Raw genomic sequence first — 20,685 nt, 5'->3', positions numbered from 1 at the left:
TCAGTTCAACTCCTCGAGGGCCTTGGTCTTTCGGAAACTGACGATCGAGATCAGTGCGACCACGATGAAGATGATGATCGTGAAGGCGGATGCCAGACCGTAGTCGCGGGTCTGCCCGGTGAACGCCACCTTGTAGACCATCGAGATCAGAATGTCGGTATGCCCGACCGGGATCGACACATCATCGAAGCGTGGCCCGCCATTGGTGAGCATGTAGATCAGGTTGAAGTTGTTGAAGTTGAACGCGAACGACGAGATCAGCAACGGAGCGACCGTCACCAGCAGCAGCGGCAGTTTGATCTGCTTGAAGATCTGCCACGGGTTCGCGCCGTCCATGACGCCGGCCTCGTTGACCTCTTCGGGGATGCCCTGCAGCGCACCCATGCACACCAGGAACATGTACGGGAAGCCGAGCCACAGGTTCACGATCAGCACCGAGACTTTCGCCAGCACCGGATCAGTGAGCCAGGGAATCTCGGCCCCGCCGAACACCACCTGGTTGAGGAATCCGAAGCTCTCATTCATCATGCCCGCCCAGACCAGTGCCGACAGGAAGGCAGGGAACGCGTAGGGAAGGATCAGCAGGATGCGGTAGCCATTGCGGAAGCGCATCCGAGTGTTGTTGAACACGATCGCAAGCAGCAGGCCGAGGAAGAACGTCGTCGCCACCGAAATCAGCGCGAAGGCGAACGTCCAGATCGTGACCGAGATGAGCGGTCCGCGGATCGCACTGTCGGTGACCGCGCGGACGAAGTTGTCGAAGCCGACCGTGATCTGCCAGCCGGGCAGCAGTTCGGTGCCGTCTTCTGAGGTGAACGCGCCAGTGCCGATGTCGCTGTAGACCGTGCCAGAGTCGGAGTCGGTCATGGTGCCTGCCGCCTCGTCGTACTCGAGCGTCGAGACGTAGAGGTATCCGCTCTGTCCATCCGGGGTGCGAATCGCACCGTCATTTGGATCGTCGCTGTAGGCGACGGAGAGCTTCTCGACGTCACTCGAACGCGCGAGCACCTGCGCAAAGCTCAGGGATGTCCAACCGTCGACAGCGACCGCGCGACTGCCGTCCATGGTCGCGCCGGACACCTCTTGCAACGGCTGCTCGTTCGTTCCGACGCTGACGTCTCCGTCATCCGGATCGGTGACCAGCAGGCCGAGCGTGCCGAGCTGTTCGACGACGGTGACCGGGAACGTCGGCGAATCCTCAACGCGCTCCTGCGCGGCCGCCATCAGCGATGAGACCGCCTGGTCCTTGCTGCCGTTGTGGCCGGTGCCGTAGTTGGTGAAGCCGATGTAGCCGGTGTAAAGAAGTGTGAAGACCTGAAACACGACCAGGAAGATGATGCCGGGAGTGAGGTATTTGGCCGCAATGCGCTTGCGAGAGAAATAGATGTAGTTGACGAGCACGGTGACGGCGACGACAAGCGCCAGCACCAGCCATTCCCCGTGCATGAAGAGCACGAATGCCGCGTAGAGCGCGACGGCGTCGACGATCGCGAGGAGCGCGATCTTCAGCAGCATCCATCGGATCTTCCCGGATGCCGCTTCAGCGATCTGCGCAGCCTGACGCTGCCGTTTCGTCGGCGGTGGCGTCTGTTCTGTGGTCGTGGTGTCTGTCATCTCTCGCCCCATCGTCATGCCGTCGGGGCGGGCGCATGCGCACCCGCCCCGACAGAACGAACAGTGTTACTGAACCGCCGCCGTTACGTCATCGACGAGCTTCTGCCACGTCGTTACGGGGTCTGCGCCGTTGATGATCGCAGCCTGCGCGATGCCCCAGAACTGCCAGACCGAACCCATTGCCGGGATGGCCGGCATCGGCACCGCGTCAGCACCGACGGCCTGGAAACCGGCGATGATCGGGTCGGATGCCGCGGTGTCGGCCGCTGCGGTGAGTGCCGGCAGGATGTTGCCAGCTTCGAACAGAGCGAGCTGAACTTCCTCGGTGCCGAGGTAGTTCACCAGGAAGTCGTTGGCTGCAACCTTGTTCGTCGACTCGGAGCTGACGAAGAATCCCTTGACGCCGGCGAACGGCGATGCGACCTCAGCGGTCGGGCTCGGGACCGAGTCGATGGCGACGTTGATGCCAGCGTCGACAGCTGCGCCGACGTTCCACGGACCAGTCAGCCAGAAGGCTGCCTTACCGTCGATGAACTGCTGCTTGGCGATTTCGCCGTCGATATCGGTGTTGAAGGTACCTGCGGCACCCTGTGCGCCGAGCCATTCGGCAAACGCCGTGCCGCCGGCGCTGCCGAGCTGAAGGTCAGCCGCGTCGTAGGCACCAGTTGCATCGGTGCCGAAGACCGGTGCACCGAACGCCGTCTGGAACGGGTACAGGTGGTAAGGGTTGCCCTCGGCGCCCTGCTCGACGACGAAGGGCTGTTCCAGGCCTGCGGCCTTGCCCTTGGCAATCATGTCGTCGAAGTTCGCGGCGGCCTCGGGGATGAGGTCTGCGTTGCGCAGCACGGCGATGTTCTCAACCGCGTACGGAAGCATGTAGACGGTGCCATCGTAGGTCGAGGCCTGGAGGGCGACCGGGAGGTAGCCGTCGGCGCTGTCGCCGAGTTCGATCGGTGCGACGACGCCGTTGGTGGACAGCTCGCCCAGCCAGTCGTGCGCGCCCATCGTGATGTCGGGGCCCTTGCCCGTCGGCACCTGCTGGATGAAGTCATCCTTGATCGTGTCGACGTCCTTGCCGACGATGTCGACCTTGACGCCGGTCTTCTCTTCGTATGAGTCGGCTGCGCCCTGCAGAGCGTCAACGCGCTCAGCGTCCACCCACACAGTCAGCGAGGATGCTGCCGCGTCACCGTTGTCGGTGCTGTCGCCCTCAGGGGCTTCCGTTCCGGTGCTGCAACCGGCAAGCACAAGTGTAGAAATTGCGGCAATCGCGCCGAAGGCGACGATGCCTCTCTTGTTCACCTTCATTGGTGGGGCCTCTCTCGATGCTGTTGATCGACCGGCCGGCGACCGATGGATGCATCGACGCAGGACGTTCGCACCTGCAAGAACTGCAAGCGCTTACAGTATGCCTGGAAATATCCCGTTCGCGCAATGGTTGGCGTCGTCGATATCAAGCTGTAATAAGCCGTGGCACGGCATCCGCGCTTGTGGAAGCGCTTCCAAGAACTCGTCTCAGAGGCAGAATCGATAGGATGGCGCCATGGCAGACTCATCGTTCGACATTGTCAGCAAGGTCGACCACCAGGAGGCGGAAAACGCCGTCAACCAGGCACGCAAGGAGGTCGAGCAGCGCTACGACTTCAAGGGCACCGGAGCATCCGTCGAGTGGAGTGGTGAATCCATCTTGATCAAGGCGAGCACCGAAGAGCGCGCGAAGGCCGTTCTCGACGTGTTGCAGTCCAAGATCATCAAGCGCGGCATCTCACTGAAGAGCCTCGAGACCGGCGATCCTTTCGCCAGCGGCAAGGAGTACCGCATCGTCTCCGAGCTCAAGGACGGCATCTCCTCGGAGAACGCGAAGAAGATCGGCAAGATCATCCGCGACGAGGGCCCCAAGGGCGTGAAGAGCCAGATCCAGGGTGACGAGCTGCGCGTGCAGTCCAAGAACCGCGACGATCTTCAGGCAGTGATCGCGCTGCTCAAGGGTTCAGACCTCGAGGTCGACCTGCAGTTCATCAACTACCGGTAGAGCAGGCCCCTGACCTGGGGTTTTCCTGTTTTAGTCCGCAGGGAGTCCGCAGAATCCTAGGATGTGGCTCGTACGCTGGCTGTTGGTCGCGCTACGAGTGCCATGAAGTCCGCGGTCGCCACCCTCGTCTTGTCCTCTGCGGATGGCCAGAGGTGGCTGTAGACGTTCAGCGTGATCGATGGCGTTGAGTGCCCGAGCGCACGCTGCACCGTGACCACGTCGCAGCCGGAGGCGATGAGGTTCGAGGCGAACGTGTGCCGCAGGGTATGCAACGTGACGTCTTGCGGAAGCCCGACCTCTTCGCGGATGCGTCGCCACTCCCCCGCTGCGTTATTGCGATTCCAGAGGCGACCGAGCGGAGTCGTGAACAGTTGCTCCTCGGGTTCGGTTACAGCGTTCCGCGCGACATGTGCCGAAAGCGAGGCGGTGAGCTCACCAGGCACATAGACGGTCCGCTCGGAGTGGTACTTCGGCGGCACCAGCTTGGCGGCCTTGATCGTAGAGCCCTGCACCTGGCGGGCCACCCGGATTGAGCGGCCGAGGAAATTGATGTCGGCGAGTTGGAGGCCTGCAGCTTCGCCCAGGCGCATGCCGGCGAAAACGCATACCTCGACGAAGCCTCGGAACTCACCAGCTGTCTCCAGAACGGCGTGGACTTCGTCGGGGCCGAGAACCCGCATGGTCGCTTCGATTTTGCGGGTGCGTGGAGGCTTGACTCCAACTGCGGGATTCGTCGCAATGATGCGATCGGCGACTGCCGCGCGGAACGCCATCTGCACATAGTTGAGACGCGTCTTGATCGTGGACGGCGCGAGCCCGCGCTTCAGTTCTCCCGCGATCCATGTCTGGACGTGTGAGGCGTTCACGGCGCCGATCGGACCGTTCTTCCACGGCACGCTCGACACGGCAACCGTGGCCGCTTCATGCGTTCCTTCGACCCATGTCTGCCGTTGCATCCACGCCCTCGTCCAGTCGGACCATATGATCTTTCCGGCGTTCGGGTCGACATACTGCCCGGTGACCACGGCTGCCGCGACTTCGTTCAGCCACCGCTGGGCGTCGCGCTTCAAGGCGAAGTGTCGGGCGTGCTCTTTGCCTGCCGCGTCTCGATACCGCGCGCGCCAGACGCCGTCGTCTCGCTGCGTGATGGATGCCATCAGTGCTCCTTAGTGGGCCCGATCTCCACGCGAACGCCCCGTCTGCCCTTCGACCAGGTCGCGCACGTGGGCGTCGAAGGCTTCGGTGAACTGCTGAGCGGATCGGTCGACCGAACCATCCGTGAGTTCGTTGACATCGAGAAGTCCGCGATGATGTTCCGCTGCGCGGGCCAACCCTTCGACTGCAGCGTCGACCGCTGTACGCCGTACGACGTCGATGGTGATATCTTCATCCAGCTCACCGGCCGGCACCAGATCGATGGATACCGCGAGCTGTCGCTGTTCAGCGAAGGAGCTGTAGGCAAGTTCGTGGATCTCGTCCAACAGTTCGCCGAACTCGCGAAGGTGCAACGTGAGATCAAGGTGATCGCCCGTCGAAAGCAACATCTGATGATGGATGCCAAAGACCTGGCCAAGCGCCTCAGCCTCGGTCAGCCGGAGCGGCCTTTCGCCCTTCTCGACCGCCCAAACGGTGGCCTGCGACCATCGGAAGCCCTTTTTGCGCATCGCATCAGCGAGATCCTTCTGGCTCCCACCGCCTCTTAGACGCGTCACATTTCGGCCGATTTCTGCATCGTTTGCCATGAGACGACGGTACTACGCAATTCTATTGCGCGCGACTAGATATCATGGTCTACTGGAATATCCAGTTACTTCCAACTATGAACGGAGGTGAGAAGAATGGACAAGATCATGTTCATCGGCGAGGTAGCCGACCGCTTGCGTCGGACACCAGCGCAGCTGCGCTGGATGGTCCACATGGGCACCGCCCCTCAGTCGGCGATTATCGCCGGCCGCCGTTGCTGGCGCGAGTCGGACGTAGAGAAGTACATCGCGGACGCGTTTTCCAGTGCAAAATGACGCGAACCCCTCGAGTCACGATGGCGCGGCTGACAAATGACAGACGGCCGGCCGCAGCGCAGCTGTCAAGTCCCGTTCGATGTGGGCGGCGACGAGTTCTTCGTCGACCTCCTGTTCTTCCACGTCGAACAGCTGCGCTACGTCGTAGTCGAGCTGAAAGTCGGCAAGTTCAAGCCCGAATACGCCGGCCAGCTTGGCTTCTACGTCGAGATTGTTGAGGACCAGTTGCGCCGCCCCGCGCACGGAGCAACCGTTGGCCTCCTGCTGTGCACGGACAAGAATGACAGCGTAGTGAGGTACGCCCTCGCAGGTAGCAACCAGCCCATCGCGATCGCCAGCTACGACCTACTCCCCCCAGCCGAACGAGCGGTACTTCCGTCCGAGGCCGACCTCTCACGCGCCCTCGAAGGCCCGTGACCAATCGCGTAACAACCCGTTGCGCGATTGCCCCGATGAAGCCGACTCGGTACGGATAGTCAGCGAGATATTCCGGCTGTGCTCACGCCGGCCACTCCGAATCCTTGCGGCCTCGTCGCTTCGTCTCGCGCAGCCCGCCGTAGCTCCGCTTCGACTGCGCGAAGCGAGTCGCTGATGGTGACCTCCGTGGTGCCTCGCAACATCGTCGCGGCGAGGGAGCGTTTAGCCGCGGCATCCGTCCTGGCGATTACAACCGCGTGATTCCAGTGACGTCCACGGGTGAGTCCGACGTAGAGGCCTGCGGCATCCACATCAGGACCGACGATCGCTTTGTCGACCGTTTCCCCCTGGATGCCGTGCACTGTCGAGGCGTACGCAAGCTGCATGTGCTCGAGGGCGTAGTCGCGTGTCACCCGACGTCGTTCGCCACTATCGCCGGTCGAGACGAGGGAAACGAAGTCGTCATCGATCCTGTTCACTATCCACCGCGCGCGGTTGTCGACTCCGGTGCGCCGGTCATTGCGGCGGGTCTGCACGGCGTCGCCGACCAGGAGCCGTTGCTCCCCCATCCCGATCGCAACGCGGGTGGGGTCGAGTTCGCCGCACTCAACGCGTCGACCCTGGATCAGTGCGTTGACCGCATCCACCTCGCTGTTCGTTCCGCAAACTATCGCGACGCGTTGACCGCGGCCCTCGGCGTCGAAGTATCCGTCGATCATCGCTTCCCGTGCCGCCTCGACGCTGTCGACTCGTTGCAGGTGTCGGCCAGCATGGAGTCTTTCGGCGATCTCGAGGGCATGCTCGCCGTCGCGCGGGTCGCGGAGCTGCAAAGTGAGCGCGGCGTAGTCCATGTCGTGGAATCGGTGGACCGTGTCCATTTCGATGGATGCCGGTGCGTGACGGATCGCGGATGCCATCGCTCCGGCATGGCCGACGGGAAGCGCTTGGTGCGGGTCGCCGACCATCGCCACGCCTGCACCGGCATCGAGGGCGAGCTCGAATAGCGCGTTCGCCGCGTGCAGGTCCAGGACGCCAGCCTCATCCACCACGATGCGGTCTCCCGGGCGCAAGGAGTGTCTCTGTGAGCCGTCGTAGTTCACCCCGGTGACGCGATCCACTTGGCCGATGTCGAGGCGGCGCCACACCTGCGCTCCCGTTGGATCGGTCGACCACCGGTACCCGTAGTCGTACAGAAGCGCATGGACGCTGGACGCCTCGACTCCTGTCTCACGCGACGCAACCGATGCGGCCTTGCGGGTAGGCGCGACAACGAGCATCCGCCGTCGTTGCAATGTCAACGCGTGCAGTGCCGCACGCAACATCGTGGTCTTACCTGCACCCGCCGGACCGATGACAGCCACCAGCCCGACGGAGCCAGCGATGGCGCACGCGGCCGCCGCTTGGGACGCGTCGAGGCCGTCAGCAGGCTCGACCCATGCAGCTACGCGCCGCAGCTCGTTCGGCAACAGCGATCGACCGCAAGTGGCGATCGCGTCCAATGCTCCGGCGACGCGGATCTTCAGCCGCATTGTCTCGGTCGCCATCAGAGACTTCACGTGCTCGGGAACCGCCGGCTGTGACGACAGGCTTACAGTCAGGCGGCGGGCGCGATCGGTGATGCGGCGCAGGATGGCATCGAGACCGTCACGATCTGCGACCACGCCCGATCGCGACAGCGCCCGGATGGCCCCTGCGCGGAGGTCATAGTGACTGAACCGTCCGCTGGATCCGGTGGATCGGAGATCCGCATCGACTACTGCAGCGGCGGCGAGCATGTCGAGATCCAGATCGTCCACGCAGACGGGGTCGACTGCTCGCGGCATCCGTGGGGTCAGGAGTGCGGCATCGATCGTGGCGAGTTCTTCGCGCACGGTCGCTTCCCACGATTGCTCATCGAGAAGGGAGGGCTTGTTAGGGCGCGCGACTGCCCACGCTCTGCGATCAATCTGCTGCAGGACTTCGACGCTCGGCCTGCTTCCGCTGTGCGTGGCCTCCCACTGTGCAATCAAACGGACTCGATTTGTCTCGATCTGCGCCGATCGCCGAGACATCGGCGCGACTGCGGCGGCGAGCTCCGCGATCTCCCCGTCCGCACCGGTTGTGTAACCGTGGCGGGCGAGTGCGGCGATCCATTGCGGATCGGTGCGTGCGGCGAGCTCACCCTCGGCGTTGATGACGGTGTGGAACTTCATCGCGACTCGTGAATCGACGTTGGTCCACTTGCCGTCGTCACCGCGCACTTTCACGTTCATCCAAAGGTGCCGATGGGCATGCGGGTCCAGAGCGCGCGACCGACGGTGTTGCAACTCGACGACCTCGAGCCGAGCGATGGGCTCTCGGATGAGTCCGCCGTGGCCTCGCCGCGCATTCAGCTCGCGTTGCCAAAGGGTTATGACGCGGTCACGGATGCGGTCCTGGAGCGCCTCGAACTCCACCGCCAATTCCGGATGCAGCAACGCGGCGATGCTGTATGACTTGGGGTGATTCAGCGTGCCGTCCAGGAGCAAGTCTGCGTCGGGTCGCATGAGTGACGTGCCGCGTTGCTCCCCCGTGACCGGATCATGGCCGGTGAGCCACACACGCAGTCCGCCGGTGGAGAGCTCGTCGGAACTGACCACTCCGTCCTCGACGACGAAGCGCGCCACCGTCGAGTCGGTGGTGCCGCTGTAGTTCTCGAGCATCTCGACCACGGGAGGGTGTGGCAAGTGGGCATCGCACGTTCCCTCGAGTGCGTAGGAGATTGCATGGCGAACACCGCGCGAATCGCCGCCTCGCTTCCACCGTTCCAAACCACCTCGCATAACGCGAGGATACTCCGTTTTCAAGTCATATTTAACTAGCAATCACTATTGGTGCCTGCGTGCATTGCGTTGTTCTTGGTCTCTTCGTCTTCGTGATCCTCGGGGTCTTCGGGGCCTTCGGGGTCGCGATCTTCGGCATCATGTTCCACACCCGGTCAGACGTCGGTCGCAGCGGCCCTCTTTCCGACGCGTCCGTCGACACGGCCACGCCCCGAATCTCTCGCGGAGAGTCCGCTTTGTGGTGAAGCGTTTGACGCCCCCGGGACGGGCAGTTTTGCGGGGCAGGTATCACCGTGCATCGGTGCCAATCGATAATCGGAGCCGCCTCGCGGGTTGCGGCGCCGGTCGATCACTTGGCTACTGTCTGCCAGACAGCGTAGGTGTCCGCTTCGCAGTCCTCCGGCATGCGTTCGAGCGCGACGAAACCTCCGCCGCCGGTCAGTTCGTCGCCGATCCAGGCTATCCGAGCGTCCGTCGTCATGATCATGACGCTACGAAGGCGGCCAAGACGGCCGCTTTCGCCGTGGCTGAGATGAGCCAGGTGAGGTCGATCTGGGTGGTGGGTGGAAGCGTGATGTCGGACGGACTGATTGGCTGTGCGCTGAGCTGGTTGTTCACAGACGTACCTTCCGTCACGGGTTACAGGTGGACACGTCGGTCGGCGCTGCATCGACGATCTCGGTCGTGACAGATGTCCACGACACAGTGGCGCCAGCGGTTATGGGGCCGTAGCCTTCTAGCGCTACCGTCCGCTCCCCAATGAACTGTCCGGTCGCGGGGTCGATGATGATCTCCTGCCGAAAGTTGTTGTTCGTTTCATCTCGCCCGATGGCCATGCCGGTACTTCCGTTGAGGGTCGCCTGTTCGTCTGTGATGGTAACGCCCGGGATGAGTGCGGCCGCCTGATACATGGCGGCGCGGTATTCGGCGGGCACTGCGCCCCCCCGTAAGGTGTCCGCGATCCAGACGAGTGCTTCGCCGTCGAGGGAAGGGCCTTTCCCGGCGGTCAGACGATAGATCTCGGTGAGTAGCTCGCCAGGTTCCAATGGAAGCTGCGTGAAGTCGTCGCTCGCTCCACCCGGAACGGAGAGTCCGCCCACCGGGTTGCCGATCTTGATCTCTCCTTCTGGCGATTTGCGCTTGATCCTCCCGCCGGGCATTTCTATGAGGTGCCCGATGGGCCCCTCCGTCATTCCAAGGTCCTGCTGCGCCGCCAGCTCGGATTTCGGGCCGAAGGTCTGGGCCACGCTTGTCCGGCACTGGATCCTCCACCAGGTGTCGTTGCGGTCCGCAGGGCGGAACAGTTCCAGCTGCTCCCGCTGCAGGTAGTACTGAGACTCGACCGTGTTGAGGTCCTCCACGACGCCGTTCACGCGGGCGGCGTCTACGTCCTCGTCGAGCCATGCCTGTGTCATGTACACGGCGTCATTGCGCACGTGCAGAAACTGCCCGGGGCTTAGCGAGGGCTCGGTGACTTGGAGAGTGGCGATGGCTGCGGCGTTCAGTACGTCGGCGGCTGCCGGATCGGCGCCGCCATGCAAGCCTCCGACTCCGAGCACGTTGCCGCCGATGAGCGCCACGGTCAGGGCGCCGGCGCCCAGGGCAGAAAACCCGGTCCACGCGACGGCGCGGCGACGGCGACGGCGCAGCGGCAGAGGGGTAGAGGATGTGCCATCCCCTAGAGCTGCGAACGGCGCGTACGGTGTCTCCGCCTCGATCTGAGCGAATAGCGCCGCCCGTCCGCGAGCAACGCTCGCCGGAGTGCGCTCGGGGATATCAGTCCGCGCTCGGCGCAGGAGCGAGATTTCGTCCATGGCTCTGTTCCTTCTCTTGGTTCAAAATCGGTTCGATAACGGCGCGCAGCTTGCGGCGCACGCGGTTCAGTCGTGAACGGACGGTGCCAACAGGAATGCTCAGCGCTTCGCTGATGCCCTCGTAGTCAAGATCCCCGAACGTGTGCAGCAGAAGGGTGTCGCGGTCTCCGGCAGGTAAGCGGGCGAGTGCTTTGCCGAGGCTGCGGGTGAGGCGATTCGCGTCGAGGCGAGCGTCGGCGGCGTCAATCTGGTCGATATCGGTGCGAGCCAGGTCCGACGCGAGCATGCCCCGCCACGCCTTCGCTTCCGTCCGCGCGTGCTGCCGCATCAGTGTTGTGGCAATCCCGAGCAGCCACGGGCGCGCGTCCTCGCTACCCGTGAAGTCTCGACGGCGAGCGAACGCGACGAGAAACGTCTCCGAAGCGATGTCATCCGCCTCGGACACACCAAGCCGCCGGGCCGTATAGCGGAAGATGACGCGCTCGTGCCGGTCGTACAGCTCAGCAAACGCCGCTGGCTGTTCGAGGGAGCGGCGGATGATCTCGCCGTCTTGAGTGGTCATACTAAGTATTGTCCGATTCGGCCACTCGAGTTCACGGTAAATTTCCGCGGCCGGGGAGAGGTCGCCGAGGAGTTGAGCATCTCGTGGGAGCCCGATTCGCTCGTTCTCTACCCGAGCGGAACTAAGCCTTGGTGTGCGAAACGGTCGAAACCGGACTCGATCTTCCTCCGAATGATGCCCGCCGGACGCCAGTTGCGATCCGGGTCGCTGCCGTTGTGGCGCCGCTTCGTGAGGGAGTTGCCTTCACGGTGGAGTACGCCCCCGGCGACGAGGACACCTTCCTCTCTCCGCAAACACCGCAGTCTTCGCCCGCTCCGTAACAGGGTGGTTCACAGTGACAGTTCCGTCGCAGTAGCGGATCCCCATACGGACAGTTAGCTCGTTGACCCCCGAAGAGCCGGGAGAGCTTGAGTCGCCGCGCCTCAGTCACGACTTCGGGGGACCCTGGCCTGGCCGGAGCGCTACGGCCATGCCCGGATCGACACGGATACAGGATTGATCAACGTCCCGTTGCGTTATAACATCCGAGCCGCTACTGTGAGCGCACTAGTTTCAGGTCTGCAATGATGCGGCAAGGAGATAAATGATGGTGATCGCTCGCTCTCGAAATTGGAAATGGAAAGTTCTTCTAGGCGTTTTCCTGGTTGCCCTTTTGGGCTCGACCGGCACGCAGTTGGCAATCGCTGGAACAGCTACAAGTCCGAACGGGTACTTCACAGCTGGCAGTAAGCAGTACTTGAACTACGCAACGGTGACTACCAAATCTCCTTCCAGCAGCGCAAGGGCTCACACTTACACCAGGACAAGTGACTCCACTACACCGGCGGGTTGGGCGGGGGCAAGAGGGCGGCTGTTCACGGCGAGCGGATCCATGTGGTGCGAAGGAGGGAACCAGTACAACACCACCAACGGTGCTGGCGTCTATGCCTACTCTTGCTTCAGCTATATATCCGATACGTATTACTCCTACGGGGTTTCCTACGGGTGGAACGGAAGCGGCTACTCGGCCAACTACACATTCAAGAGCCCAAACCAGAATTCCTAAGATCGGAGTGAATCAATGTCTAAACGAGTTGCAATGCGGAGAGCACGCTTCACTGTCGGTTTGGTTGCTGTTGCCGGGCTTGGTCTTCTAGGTGGCACAGCAGCCGTGGCAGCCATACAACCGTTGTTTGCGCCTGCAGGCCTGACTTCTGATGAGGGGGTAGAGACCACACCAGCCGCAGCACCGACATACCAGCAGAATAAATCGGGTCTTACCTACGGGTCAGCGGCAGACGCAATCTCACCGGATACTGAACCGGACCTTATCCAGGTTGTGGCAACCAATGGGATGGAAGGTTATGTCTATAAGACAGATCTAGACGATGCGAATGGAAGCTCAGCCGCGTTGACCTTCAAGAGCCCTGAGGAAGCTCTCCGGTGGCAAGAAGACCAAGGGGCCAGCGACCGCTCAATCAGCGTGTATGACGTCAGCGGAACCGAGCAGATCGGCGAGTTCACGATCGCGGGGACACACACGCAGAACGAGGTTGATGGCGGTTAGAGGTCATCAACCTCGACCGTCTAGTCGGAGACTTCATCAACTCCGTCGAGGGCTAATGTCGATGCCCCCTGAGCCTTGAAACGGGCTTAGTGGGCATCGACATCAATTACTCGTCGTTTTCTGACCCTCTCCCTCATCACCGCGGCCGTCGCCAGCCGTCGAGAACCCATTCGGGTGCTCCGCGTCCCGAAAGCGTCGCCAGGTCGCGGAGCCCAGGGCAGCTGCTGCCTTGGCCATGAGATCCCCTTTCCTCTGCTTCTCCAGCATGCGCCTGGCGAGCGACACGCGGTTTGCGATCGAACAGGAGCTACCGCTCTGACGCGGGGCTTGAGATCTCGGGGACCTCAACATCGAGCGCAACAAGAATGCGCAATAAGGTTGTCAATCTCGGATTCGTGACGCCTCCCGCGGCACTCTGCCCGCGCTCCAGCGAGCTGTATGTGTATACCGCGACTCCCGCGTCGTAGGCAACTTGCTCTTGGGAGAAGCCGCGTGCGCGACGAATCTCGCGAAGCTTGGTGCCCAGCTTCTTCGCGGCGGCACGATGACTGTCACTGTGAGGTCCTTCGAACACGACTGTCACTACTGCACCTCCCGCAGCCCCCGCGTTTGTGGTGCTCGGATGTTATCCGAGCACGCCACCCGAGCACAAGCAAGTTTGTTGGCTGGCTTCATGAGGCGGGGAGCGAGAGTCTCAAGGCAGCGCACCGCGCTTGACCATAACAACGGAGGGAAATGCAATGCGGAACGTATTCAGTTCACGAATGACGGGGATAGCACTCGCATCAGTTGCGCTCATGACGCTGGGACTCATGGGCGGAACAGCAGCGTCTGCGGACGATGTCGTCGAAGACAACGCATCAACGCTTCAGGCCGAGCCCGGGGTGCTCTCGACAGCTGAACTTCTGGTCCTGAGCGAGAGCCAGTCACTTGAAGAAGCGCAAGAGCTCTCGGCCGCCGCTAGTGCCGGCAATGAAGTTCAGGTTCTCCTGAACGCCGAAGGTGAGATCGTAGCCGCGCACCCATACACACCACCGACCCCCGACTTCACCACCATGGCCAATTGCTTTGGGGTCAACGTCAGCTTCACCTACCACAACATCGGCGGTAAGGAGGCCACGCACTGCTATGACGGGAAAGGCACCTGGAACACCAGCCGTGGTGGATTCGTGAGGATGCGGTCCACTACGTACGCAACCGCAGTCACCTATGACGACGGGTACGTCACCTGGAATGCCACGTGCAATATTTACAACACCTGCAACATCATCCCCTCTAACTCACTACTGTTGCAGGTCCGTAAGTAGGCTCAGCGGTCAGCGTCCATGCCGTAGATCAGGACCAATCCGCCTGATCTACGGCGAGGGCGGTGCATACGTTACAAACGGCAAAGCATCCTCGAAGATCATGAGTGTGTAGGTTCCGCGGTCTTCCGGGGATAGCTTGGGATTGTTTGACGTGGCCCCGATACTGCCCACAGTTGCAGTTTCGATACAGGCTCCAGTATTGGCGTCGGGGACCCCGAAGTCGACGTACATGCAGGTGCTCTTGCCCTCATCCTGCGTTCCGATCCAGACGGGCCTGTCGTTAATGACAGTCGAGAGGAACAGCGAACCCGAATCGAAATCGACGTCCGAGGGGGGCTCGATCTCCAATTCACTGGTGAACTGACTGCCGTAAGTGGCCAATATCTCGTCCGGGCTTAGATATGGCGAGGACGAGTTCAGCGCCCCCACGAACCCGCCGACCAGCCCGCCCAGCACGAGACAAGCGGCGGCGGTAGACAGCAGCCCGCGCCACCCAAATCTCATGCCGGACGTCGCTTCTATTGGTTGCTGTTCCGAGTCCACGGCGGATACCACTTCGGATCCGTTCTCGACATCCTCGGAGTCTTCTGGTTCGCCCTCCGTGCGAGCGGCTTGCAACTCTTCCAATCGCTCACGCTCATAGGGCGACAGACCCTCTGCTTTCGCAGAGAACGCACGAGCCAGGAGGCTCTTGAGTTCATCATCAGTGAAACTATCCGGCATACCTACACGCTACGTCAGATCCTCGACAACTCGGATTATCAGGAGTGCCGGATCGAAAGCGGGTTCTCGCCCCTGAACGACCAAACGACGCTCGTAGGCGAGGAAGACCGTCAGAAGAATGAGTCCCGCAGCGACGCGTAGGAATCCGCCAATTACCGCGGAATCCCCGCCACCTCGACCGAGAACCTACAATCAGGACGCTTCTCGCAGCTCGACGTAGGCGGCGAGAGCTTCGCGGACACTGTCAGACTCGTCGCGCTGCTCACGCTGCGCGAGATCGTGCACACGATCTTTGAGCGCCTGGGGTACACGCGCCCGCACGACCGGCGACGGGCCACGCTTCGCGCCGACAGGCGGTCGCCCCATCGCCAGCTGCACCGCCTCCTGCGGAGTCGCAGCATCCGTCGCCGCCATGAGAGCGCTGCGCGCTTCGGCAGCGGCCACCGCGCCACGACGGATAGTACCGGGCTTCACAGTCAGCTGGCCGCGCTCGGCGCGAGCGGCCAGCTCGTCGTACTTGTCAGTAGTCATTGTGCTTCTCCTTCGTGCAGCAAGTAGCGGAACATATCGGTCAGGGGGGATGATCATCTGACCGCGTGACCGGTGTCTCGCATCCCATGGGTGACGAGACACACCGGAGTTGCGAGCCACTCACCGAGAGCGTGCCAGATCCAGTTTTCGGCGTCGCTTCGCACGAACTGAGCGTTACCTCGACAGCTTGATTGTGCAGAAACAAGACGCCATGTTCGCGCAGCTACAGTTGCCCCGTCCCCGTATCCAGAGGCAACCGGCTCCTGAACAGAGCGCTCCATTTCATCGCGGTCACGCGGATGAGTCGCCACACCGGCACCAAGGCCTATCTCGACAAACGCCTCGCCGAAGGACGCACCTGATCCGAAATCCGACGCCGCATCAAGCCCGACACATCTACCGAACCCTCAACGCTCTCTACGAGCACGCACCCGAGAAGGCTCCTGCCTCGAACTGCCCGCTCGCTCCGACAATCGGCTGATCACGCGGGGAGGGGACGACGTAGTGCCCGAGTGAGGCGATTGCTAAGCGGAGCTCGCAGCGCAGCGGAGAGCGGAGTCTGCAAAAAGCGAACGATAGGAACGGAGGCGTCACCTCCCCGCTACACTCTCGCCGTCGGAGTGAGGCGACCCGTTACCAATCTCTCCGACGCCGCCGCGGAACCACCCTTGACAAACTTGTGAAGTGTCGAAAGCGCGGGCATTGAAGCGGGGCGAGCGGGGTACCCTCGAATGGCACCGGCGAAGTCAGCCAAGACTACGCGGCAATGCGAATACGAGTCCGCGTTCAGTCCGCAAAAAGTCCGCAGAATTCTCCGCGCAGGCCTCTCAGCCCCGTTCCGAAACAATCAGAAATCCGCGTAATTTCGCGGATTTCACCCAAGGCCAACCACTGGCAAACACACCGATGCCGTTCATCAACTACCGGTAGGCGCCCCTTTCCGCGCCACGTCTCCGGTCTAGCCGATTCCGCGGGACGTGGGAGGAAAACCGGGCTGGGATGCGGCTCGAGGCCGGGTTTCGCTTCCCACATCTGCGCGGTGGTGCTGGCGCGGTCGCCTGGAGCCGTGACCACGCTCATACCGTTTAGCTATGGATAGGCCAGAAGTCGGAGCAGGCGGACTGCATCCGCCCGGACCTTAGGGTCAACCCCCTCGTACAGTCCACTTTCGGCAGCGCGTGTGGCTGCGACCGCCTGTTGGAATAATGCGCGGCCCTCGGATGTGGCGACCACTGCCTTCATCCTGCGGTCGCCCCTTCCCACTAGGCGTGAAACGAACCCCCGACCTTCAAGGTCATCGACAATGCCGACCACTCGACTGGGGTCCAGCCGCAAGAAGTCCGAGATCTCCCGTTGGGTGACCCCGTCGCGCTCGACGGCCAGAGTGAGGGTTGCGAAGGCTCGCGCGGTCAGGCCGAGCGGTTGGAGCGCGTCATTGCCAGCCGAGACCGCCAGGGCGCTCGCACGCGCCAGGAGAAAAGCGACGTCGTCGAGGAGAACACTCTCGTCTCCTTCCACCACGCGTTTCCGATCCTTTCAGCGGTCAACGGCACAAACATAGCATCGAGCGGTCGCGGAATATCGCATGCATAGCGCAATCATTGCAGTCTGCAATTGATAGTGCTACCGTCGCCCGAGGAGGCCGCAAAGGTGCGTCCGCCGTTACCGCGTCGGCGTCAATGACCGCGTCGGCAGCATGGAGAGGATCGACATGTCACCCACCATGAACTGCGATACCCGGCGGTCCTGCCGGCCGTCCTCAGGGGCTGAACGATGATGCGCAAGGCACGAGTGGCAGCACTTGTGTCTGCCGTCGCCGCGTTGGCGCTGACCCTAAGCGCCGCGCCAGCTTTCGCCGTCCCCGCTGCGTCGGGGTCGGCATCCAACAAGGTTCCGCAGCTTTCCCCTGCCGAGCCGGGGACCCTCGAGCAATGCGACTCCCTCCTCGGGTTCGTGTACGACGACACCGCGATCACCGCAGCGCAACTCGTCGCAGCGGGGCCGCTGTCGGGCGTCGAGGTAGGGGAACACTGCCTCGTTCGCGGCCATATGAATGAACGAATCAGCGACGTCGATGGCCAGACCTACCGCATTGGGTTCGAGATGCGCCTACCGGTCGACTGGAGCGGGCGTTACCTCTACCAGGGCAACGGAGGCATCGACGGTAGCGTTGCGACCGCGCTCGGCTCCGCCGGTAGCGAAAGCGGTCTCCAGCTGGGTTTCGCTGTCATCAGTTCGGATGCCGGGCATGCCGGCTCACTTGGGCCGACATTCGGCGTCGACCCGCAGGCACGTTTGGACTACGGTTACCAGGCCGTCGGCACCCTGACACCGATGGCGAAGTCCCTCATCGAAGCGGCCTACGGCAAAGTCCCCGATCGTTCATACATGACCGGCGGCTCCAACGGGGGACGCCACACGATGGTGGGCGCCGCGCGCTACGCCGACCAGTACGACGGGTTCCTTGCCGTCGCGCCGGGCTTCAACCTGCCCCAAGCCGCCGTCGCGCAACTGTGGGGCGCGCAGCAGTGGGCCAGCATCGCCACCGATACCGCGGATCTCAGCACGGCGCTGACCTCCGCCGAGCGGCAGGTGATCGCAACCGCAATCCTCGCTCGGTGCGACGGACTGGACCGCCTCGTGGACGGAATGGTGCAGGACAGCGAGCGCTGTCGAAAGGCGTTCTCCGTCGCTCGCGATGTGCCGACCTGCGACGTCGATCGCGACGGCACCTGCCTGAGTTTGCAGCAGAAGACCGTCGTCTCGGCGGTCTTCGCCGGGGCGCGTACCAGCAGCGGAGAGGACATCTACAGCTCCTTCCCGTTTGACCCCGGGCTGGTCCAAATCGGCTGGGCATCATGGAAGTTCGTCGCATCATTGGATCGCGATCCCGGTGCCGTCGGGTTCATCTTCGGAACACCTCCGGATCCCAGCATCCCCGCCTCGCCACTCACCGTCGACATCGACGCGGCCGCGGACAGCATCTACGCGACGAGTGGCATCTACACCGAGAGCGGTATGCAGTTCATGACGCCGCCTGATCCGACGCGACTCGACACGCTCCGCGAGCGCGGAGGGAAGATGATCGTGGTCCACGGCGCGTCAGACGGAGTGTTCTCGCCCGACGACACTGCGTCGTGGTACGAAGAACTCGATGCTAACTACCGCCAGAAGGCCGACGAGTTCGTGCGCTACTTCGAAGTGCCCGGTATGGGTCACGTCCGAGGCGGCCCGGCGACGGACCAGTACGCCGGCCTCACTGCCCTGATCGACTGGGTCGAGTATGGGTCTGCTCCAGACCGGATTGACGCGTGGGTCAATTCGGCCAATACGGAGGTTCCCGCGAATTGGAGCGCCGACCTCAGCCGCCCACTCTGTCCGTATCCGTCGGTGGCGCGGTACGCCTCGGGCAATCCCGATAGCGCCGATAGCTTCGTCTGCAAGCACAGCGGAGGCGGTATCGGGCACCGCTGAACCGGCCGCAGCAGTTGCGCCCGGTCATCCTCACACCGGAGGTGGACCGGGCGCAATAGCGAGCGCGTCAACGTTCGCTCCGCGACGAGGACGACAGCCGTCACCGTGGGCGTGCGGATCGTGAGTATTCCGCGTGACGTGGGAAGGAAAATCCGGCTGGGATGCGGATCGAAGCCGGGTTTTGCTTCCCGCATCTGCGCGGTGGTGCTGGCGCGGAGCATGACAGGGTGCGGTAGCTTCAGCAGCATGAGCTTTGACAATGTTGTGCGGGTACTGGATGAGACTTCGGTCGTCGCCATCGTGACTACGAGAGCCAACGGCGAGCCGATCGCCACACCGATCTGGTCGATGGTCATCGACGGCGTGCCCTATGTGCGGTCGGTGTACGGCCCCAAAGCGTGGTGGTATCAGCATGTGCGCGCCGGCCGGCCGGTGGCATTCGCCCTCGGTGACGGTGCAATCGCGGAGCGTGATCGCGTTGCCGCACTGAACCTCCCGCGCGAGCAGGTCGCAACCGAGTACGTACCGGTCGAGGACGAGATTCAGCTGAAGATCGACGACGAACTGCGGCGCAAATACGACGGCCAGACCTCGTCGGTCGACGCGATGCTGACCGACGACGCGCGATCGTGCACCCTGCGGATCGTCGAGGCACGCTGACCAGAGCCGCATCCAGCGCATGGGGGAAGGATTTCCCGGCTCCGACGCGAATTGGAGCCGGGAAATCATTCCGGCAACAGGCAGGTGGAAGGCGCTAACGGTCGCGCAGGCGCGCGGACCGCAGCGCCCGACTCACGGGCTCGAACGAACCCACCCGGTCACCCAGCGCTCCAGCCGCGCGTAGGCGTCGTCGCGCGACTGTTTACGTGACAGGAACACGTCATGCAGGGCACCGTCGATGCGTTCGACCGTGACGGATGCTCCGAGCTTCAGCGATCGTTGCGCGATGTCGTCGACGACAAGTACCGAGTCGGCCGAGGTGAGCTCCTCTGACCAGCGCGTCGGCAAAGCCGAACGCGTCGACAGCAGCACACATACCGGCACCGGGATCGACAGCCCCTCGGAAACAGTTCGATGGCCGTGCAGGATGGCGTGCAACCAGCCTGCATGCACGGCCATCGCTGGTGTCGGGCGCCAGACCCGATTCGGCTCCATCTGATCGTCCGGATCGGCGACAGCGGCCTGCGCACGCGAATAGAAGCCGAGGTCGACCTGAGGTGCGGCATCGAATGGGCGCAACCGGGCCTGCAACTCGACCATCGGCGAGATCGCCGCGCGCAGCGGCGCGAGCTGAAACTCCAGCCACGGCGCGTTCAGGATGACAGCGGATGCCGCATCCGGATGCCGGGATGCCCACAGGCTCAACACCAGCCCACCCGTCGAGTGCCCCAACAGCACCAGGCGTCGCGGACCGCGCGAAGTGTCGGCATCCTCTGCAATAGCGCCGAGCGCAGCCGCGATGTCCTCGTCGTAGGTGCGCAGATTGGTGATGTATCCGGGCGTCTGGCCATCGCGCAGACTCCGACCGTACTTGCGCAGATCAAGCGCGAAGAACCGCGCGCCGCGCGACGACCAGAACCTCGCCAGTCGCTTTTGGAAGAAATAGTCCGACCAGCCGTGCACATAGAGCACATCGACTCCGTCAAGCAGCGGCGGTTCCTCCTGCAGCGGCACACCACGAAGACGACGGACGAATCGTTCCCATCCAGAGGGCTGCGGGCCCACCGGCTCAGGCAGCGCTCGCACGAGCGTCGCAACAACCTCGCCCTGGTCGTCTTCACCGAGAGGAAGGGTGCACTGCTCGAACTCGTCTCCGAGGACGTCCGGAACCCAATGCACCATGCTG

21 protein-coding genes are annotated in these 20,685 nt (G+C 62.8%); 7 read left to right on the top strand and 14 right to left on the bottom strand.

From position 1 onward, the window contains the following. Positions 1-1,614, bottom strand: a complete 1,614-nt coding sequence (locus AC1C2Q_RS13100) for an ABC transporter permease subunit (protein WP_495431523.1) — start codon at positions 1,612-1,614, stop codon at positions 1-3. A gap of 66 nt (positions 1,615-1,680) precedes the next feature. Continuing rightward, on the bottom strand, positions 1,681-2,922 hold the full coding sequence (locus tag AC1C2Q_RS13095; RefSeq protein ID WP_495431522.1) for a sugar ABC transporter substrate-binding protein: 1,242 nt from the start codon (positions 2,920-2,922) through the stop codon (positions 1,681-1,683). 235 nt (positions 2,923-3,157) lie between these two features. On the opposite strand from AC1C2Q_RS13095, the gene AC1C2Q_RS13090 reads away from it, so the two are divergent. After that, positions 3,158-3,646 (top strand): YajQ family cyclic di-GMP-binding protein, encoded by a 489-nt coding sequence (locus AC1C2Q_RS13090; protein WP_495431521.1) that lies wholly within the window; start codon positions 3,158-3,160, stop codon positions 3,644-3,646. A gap of 56 nt (positions 3,647-3,702) precedes the next feature. Here AC1C2Q_RS13090 and AC1C2Q_RS13085 read toward each other — a convergent pair whose 3' ends face one another. Both AC1C2Q_RS13085 and AC1C2Q_RS13080 read right to left on the bottom strand, forming a co-directional pair. Next, a complete protein-coding gene (locus AC1C2Q_RS13085) occupies positions 3,703-4,803 on the bottom strand; it encodes a tyrosine-type recombinase/integrase (RefSeq protein ID WP_495431520.1) in 1,101 nt (366 codons plus the stop codon). A 9-nt stretch (positions 4,804-4,812) separates the two neighbouring features. Beyond that, on the bottom strand, positions 4,813-5,388 hold the full coding sequence (locus AC1C2Q_RS13080) for a helix-turn-helix domain-containing protein (protein ID WP_495431519.1): 576 nt from the start codon (positions 5,386-5,388) through the stop codon (positions 4,813-4,815). Positions 5,389-5,484: 96 nt separating this feature from the next. Between AC1C2Q_RS13080 and AC1C2Q_RS13075 the strand changes: the two genes are divergently transcribed. Both AC1C2Q_RS13075 and AC1C2Q_RS13070 read left to right on the top strand, forming a co-directional pair. Next, positions 5,485-5,664, top strand: coding sequence for a helix-turn-helix transcriptional regulator (locus AC1C2Q_RS13075; RefSeq protein ID WP_495431518.1), 180 nt, complete (start codon positions 5,485-5,487; stop codon positions 5,662-5,664). Positions 5,665-5,700: 36 nt separating this feature from the next. Next, complete coding sequence (locus tag AC1C2Q_RS13070) at positions 5,701-6,081, top strand: PDDEXK nuclease domain-containing protein (RefSeq protein WP_495431517.1); 381 nt, start codon at positions 5,701-5,703, stop codon at positions 6,079-6,081. A gap of 59 nt (positions 6,082-6,140) precedes the next feature. On the opposite strand, the gene AC1C2Q_RS13065 is transcribed toward AC1C2Q_RS13070, so the two are convergent. From AC1C2Q_RS13065 to AC1C2Q_RS13045, 5 genes are all read right to left on the bottom strand, one after another. Then, a complete protein-coding gene (locus AC1C2Q_RS13065; RefSeq protein WP_495431516.1) occupies positions 6,141-8,786 on the bottom strand; it encodes an AAA family ATPase in 2,646 nt (881 codons plus the stop codon). A 445-nt stretch (positions 8,787-9,231) separates the two neighbouring features. Next, a complete protein-coding gene (locus AC1C2Q_RS13060; protein ID WP_495431515.1) occupies positions 9,232-9,363 on the bottom strand; it encodes a hypothetical protein in 132 nt (43 codons plus the stop codon). A 2-nt stretch (positions 9,364-9,365) separates the two neighbouring features. Further along, a complete protein-coding gene (locus tag AC1C2Q_RS13055; RefSeq protein ID WP_495431514.1) occupies positions 9,366-9,500 on the bottom strand; it encodes a hypothetical protein in 135 nt (44 codons plus the stop codon). 14 nt (positions 9,501-9,514) lie between these two features. Further along, the gene (locus AC1C2Q_RS13050) at positions 9,515-10,696 is read right to left on the bottom strand and encodes a CU044_5270 family protein (protein ID WP_495431513.1); all 1,182 of its coding nucleotides are present in this window, start codon (positions 10,694-10,696) and stop codon (positions 9,515-9,517) included. Continuing rightward, complete coding sequence (locus AC1C2Q_RS13045; RefSeq protein WP_495431512.1) at positions 10,659-11,258, bottom strand: RNA polymerase sigma factor; 600 nt, start codon at positions 11,256-11,258, stop codon at positions 10,659-10,661. The genes AC1C2Q_RS13050 and AC1C2Q_RS13045 overlap by 38 nt, the downstream gene beginning before the upstream one ends. Before the next feature lie 1,078 nt (positions 11,259-12,336). Here AC1C2Q_RS13045 and AC1C2Q_RS13040 point away from each other — a divergent pair. Continuing rightward, complete coding sequence (locus AC1C2Q_RS13040) at positions 12,337-12,804, top strand: hypothetical protein (protein ID WP_495450454.1); 468 nt, start codon at positions 12,337-12,339, stop codon at positions 12,802-12,804. A 307-nt stretch (positions 12,805-13,111) separates the two neighbouring features. On the opposite strand, the gene AC1C2Q_RS13035 is transcribed toward AC1C2Q_RS13040, so the two are convergent. Further along, positions 13,112-13,387: a helix-turn-helix domain-containing protein gene (locus AC1C2Q_RS13035; RefSeq protein ID WP_495450453.1), complete on the bottom strand. Its 276-nt coding sequence runs from the start codon at positions 13,385-13,387 to the stop codon at positions 13,112-13,114. A gap of 214 nt (positions 13,388-13,601) precedes the next feature. Here AC1C2Q_RS13035 and AC1C2Q_RS13030 point away from each other — a divergent pair, with 214 nt between their 5' ends. Then, positions 13,602-14,111 (top strand): hypothetical protein, encoded by a 510-nt coding sequence (locus tag AC1C2Q_RS13030; protein WP_495450452.1) that lies wholly within the window; start codon positions 13,602-13,604, stop codon positions 14,109-14,111. A gap of 48 nt (positions 14,112-14,159) precedes the next feature. Here the strand turns inward: AC1C2Q_RS13030 and AC1C2Q_RS13025 are convergent, their stop codons facing one another. The 3 genes from AC1C2Q_RS13025 to AC1C2Q_RS13015 all read right to left on the bottom strand — a co-directional run bounded on the left by AC1C2Q_RS13025 (position 14,160) and on the right by AC1C2Q_RS13015 (position 16,886). Then, positions 14,160-14,834, bottom strand: a complete 675-nt coding sequence (locus AC1C2Q_RS13025) for a hypothetical protein (protein ID WP_495431509.1) — start codon at positions 14,832-14,834, stop codon at positions 14,160-14,162. Positions 14,835-15,026: 192 nt separating this feature from the next. Beyond that, positions 15,027-15,365 (bottom strand): ribbon-helix-helix domain-containing protein, encoded by a 339-nt coding sequence (locus AC1C2Q_RS13020; RefSeq protein WP_495431508.1) that lies wholly within the window; start codon positions 15,363-15,365, stop codon positions 15,027-15,029. Positions 15,366-16,454: 1,089 nt separating this feature from the next. Continuing rightward, entirely contained in the window at positions 16,455-16,886 is a 432-nt protein-coding gene (locus AC1C2Q_RS13015; RefSeq protein WP_495450451.1) for a MarR family winged helix-turn-helix transcriptional regulator, read from the bottom strand. A gap of 252 nt (positions 16,887-17,138) precedes the next feature. Here AC1C2Q_RS13015 and AC1C2Q_RS13010 point away from each other — a divergent pair, with 252 nt between their 5' ends. Both AC1C2Q_RS13010 and AC1C2Q_RS13005 read left to right on the top strand, forming a co-directional pair. Beyond that, positions 17,139-18,839, top strand: coding sequence for a tannase/feruloyl esterase family alpha/beta hydrolase (locus AC1C2Q_RS13010; RefSeq protein ID WP_495450450.1), 1,701 nt, complete (start codon positions 17,139-17,141; stop codon positions 18,837-18,839). 246 nt (positions 18,840-19,085) lie between these two features. Beyond that, the gene (locus AC1C2Q_RS13005; RefSeq protein ID WP_495450449.1) at positions 19,086-19,499 is read left to right on the top strand and encodes a DUF2255 family protein; all 414 of its coding nucleotides are present in this window, start codon (positions 19,086-19,088) and stop codon (positions 19,497-19,499) included. 132 nt (positions 19,500-19,631) lie between these two features. Here AC1C2Q_RS13005 and AC1C2Q_RS13000 read toward each other — a convergent pair whose 3' ends face one another. Then, positions 19,632-20,681, bottom strand: a complete 1,050-nt coding sequence (locus AC1C2Q_RS13000; RefSeq protein ID WP_495450448.1) for an alpha/beta hydrolase — start codon at positions 20,679-20,681, stop codon at positions 19,632-19,634. Positions 20,682-20,685 lie beyond the last annotated feature (4 nt).

It is taken from the genome of Microbacterium sp. Y356, assembly GCF_059445355.1.
The sequence above is the reverse complement of the archived record's forward strand: the minus strand, read 5'-3'. Positions and strand labels throughout refer to the sequence as shown.